The organism is Chryseobacterium sp. C2(2020) (genome assembly GCF_014218915.1).
Classification (GTDB): Bacteria; Bacteroidota; Bacteroidia; order Flavobacteriales; family Weeksellaceae; genus Chryseobacterium; species Chryseobacterium mucoviscidosis.
The window spans coordinates 1-3,014 of the sequence record NZ_JACLCT010000082.1 but is presented as its reverse complement, the minus strand read 5'-3'; the positions used below and the strand labels follow the sequence as shown (position 1 = coordinate 3,014).

General features: G+C 26.8%; 1 protein-coding gene. It reads left to right on the top strand.

All coding sequences use genetic code 11. The features are described 5' to 3' along the window. Positions 1 to 408: 408 nt before the first annotated feature. A complete protein-coding gene (locus H6W52_RS20940; RefSeq protein WP_185216964.1) occupies positions 409 to 2,955 on the top strand; it encodes a hypothetical protein in 2,547 nt (848 codons plus the stop codon). Positions 2,956 to 3,014 lie beyond the last annotated feature (59 nt).

The following is a 3,014-nucleotide window of genomic DNA, read 5'->3' as shown; positions in this document are numbered from 1 at the left end:
AATTTTTTGAGCTTTGAGGGCTCAAAATTTTTCAGAATAACTTTTCTACTTACACAGTTAGTAGGACACTACCTTTAAAGTTTTTATTGGTTTTACCTACCCCCAACTTCCCTTTTTTTAAGATGTTTATAAATTTAATTTTTAAAATAAGATTGACAGTTGTTTGATATTTGTGCGTTGAAGCTCTCACACCCCACACCCATATTCTAAAAAAGTGAAACTGTCAAAGGATGAACCTAAATAGAATATATAAAAATATTTTTCTACTTCAATTTTTATTGTTTTAAATCGTAGGTGTTACTGTATGTGTTTTGTACATAATTAAAAGTTTTTTCCATCGGTAATAATTTGTAATTTGCAATAACCGAATTTTTTTCTAATAATTACAATTTTTGCAATCACATAAAAATGGATAAATTCCCAACCCCTTCACAATATTATCGAAAAAGAAGACCAGAGTATTTTTCAGACTCTAAAATTCAATCTAAAGTAATCTTACCAAGAGAACAATTAGCCTATGAAATAAGCCAAATTTCTATAAATCAAAAACAAGATAGTTTTGAAACTCTTTGTAGGAGATTAGCGGAAAAGTTGATAACTCCCAATTTGATTCCTCAAGTTGGACCTACAGGTGGAGGTGATGGAAAAACAGATGCTGAAACCTATCCTGTGTCAAATTTTATTTCGGATAGATGGTTTATTAGTAACAATAAGTGGAATGAAAATGAGAATTGGGCATTTGCAATGAGTGCTAAGGCAGATTGGAAGCCCAAAGTTAAGTCTGACGTAAAAAGTATTATAGGTACAAATAGAGGATATACCAAAATATATTTCTTTTCGAACCAAAAAATATCTAGCAAAAATAAAAAAGAAACACAAGATCAAGTAAAAAAAGATTATAATATTGACTTAACTATACTTGATGCAGAATGGATAATTGAAAAAGTTTATTCTAATTATTTGCTAAATGATGTTATAGAATGTTTGAATTTATCTACGGTTTATTTAGAAGAAAAGGTAATTGGAGCCAATGATGCAGAAAGAATTGAAAAGCTATCTGACTTAGAGAAAAATATCAATAAGACTGATAGATACTTTGAAGTAGATTTCCAGTTAGTTGAAGACTGCTTAGAGAGTGCAACTTTGTCGAGAATGTTAGAGTTACCCAAAGCTGAAGTGTTGGGTAAATTTGAAAGAGCAATGAAATTTGCCAATAAACTGAATAATCCGCAACAAATAATTAGAATACATTATCAAAAGGCTTGGACACTTATTAATTGGTATGATGATTATTTGGATTTTTTTAAAGAATTTTCTCAATTCAGATTACTTGTTCATAAAGAACCTAATATTGATAATATTGAACTTTATTTGAATTTATATAATATTCTTAAAACAATCTCCAATTTAGAAGAGGTAAAAGAGATTATTGAAATTGATTTTTTTTCTATTGAAAAAATGTTTTTAGAAATGTTAGAAGAATGTAGTGTGAATGAAAATAAACCATCATCTGCATTACTTTCTAAATTCTACATATGTTTCATAAATATTTCAAATAATATTGTTCAACAAAATGATGTTTCTAATGATTTAATAAAATTAAAAGAGTATTTTGAAAAAAGTAGAAATCACCTCGATGTACCATTTGATCAATTGAAAACAATCATTGATATATATAGCGAAGTTCTTCCAGCAAATAAAGAATTTGACGATTTAACAGATGTAATTGCAGAAATAGAAGCTTCAAGAGTTTCAGAAAAAGTTGCAGGTAAAAGATACTTGAATAGAGGAATAGTAAAACTTGAAAATAATCTTAATAAAGACAGTTTAATCTTTTTTGGTAAAGCTGTCAGAAAACTTGCAAAGGAAGAAACACAAAACGAATTTTATTTATGTTTGTTATTTTTAAGCAATGCATATTCAAATTTGGGTCTATATTGGGCTGCTAATAATTCTTTAATTTCAGCTATTAATTTATATGCTAATAATTGGTATACAACAGGAACTATCCATCTACGATTTCTAAGAGGTGTTGAACAGCTTTTAAGAAATGAAATTATTATTGGAAGGTTGCCTGTAATATTATGTTGGTATGAATTATTTAGCGTATTAAAAAAATATTTTCAAAATGAAAATGATGATGAAATTGAAGAAATGCCAACTGAAAACTTAATTGATGGTTGTCTTTCTACACGACTTTCAAATATTTCTTTCGAACAATTTAATTCATTACAATTTTTGCCAGACATATTAAATGAAAGTGAATTATGGTTAAGTAGTGACACTACTTTATATTTATTAGGAAATGAGGATTTGATTGAACTTGATTCATCACAAACATCCCTGACTAAAGATAGGCTTTTGGAGTTTTATAATAAAGTAGCTAATCAACCTTTTAAAGAACAAATTGCATATGAAACCAATTTTTTAGATAAAGAAGAAGTTGTATTATCTGCCAAAATTTTAGGCGCAAAAATAAATATAATTGCATCTGATGACTATTCACTTCTAATATTAAGTGAAACTATATTAGCTTATTTGGAATCTTTTTTGGCAACTAGTTTTGATGGAATATTTCCTTTAGCAGAAAAGATATATATAAATATTTATTACGATGAAATTGATACAGATTTTAAAATTAATTCTGAAGTTAAAGATACCATCAAAGTATCTATAAAAAAGAGGGATAGTTTAGATAAAAAAAGTATTCATAAATTATTAGAAGAGCTAGTAATTCAAGTAATTGGAAATAATTATGTTTTTAAAGACTATAAAACATTCTTTGATAATTTATACAAAAATGATGAAGTGCAAGAAAGATTAGCATTAATCTTAGAGCATCGAAATTTCTTAACTAATATTCTAACTTCAAAACCGAAATACTTTTTTAGAGATTGGAAAAATAATTCACAAGAATACATATTAAAAAGAAAATCCAACTGGATATGCAAATAAAAATTCCAGTATAAGTTAAGCTACATTTTGATAAATTTTGTTTTGATTGTTAAACTCTT

What these genes read in the sequence shown, in the direction of transcription:
- H6W52_RS20940 (WP_185216964.1), top strand. Translation starts at nt 409, where the DNA reads ATGGATAAATTCCCAACCCCTTCACAATATTATCGAAAAAGAAGACCA.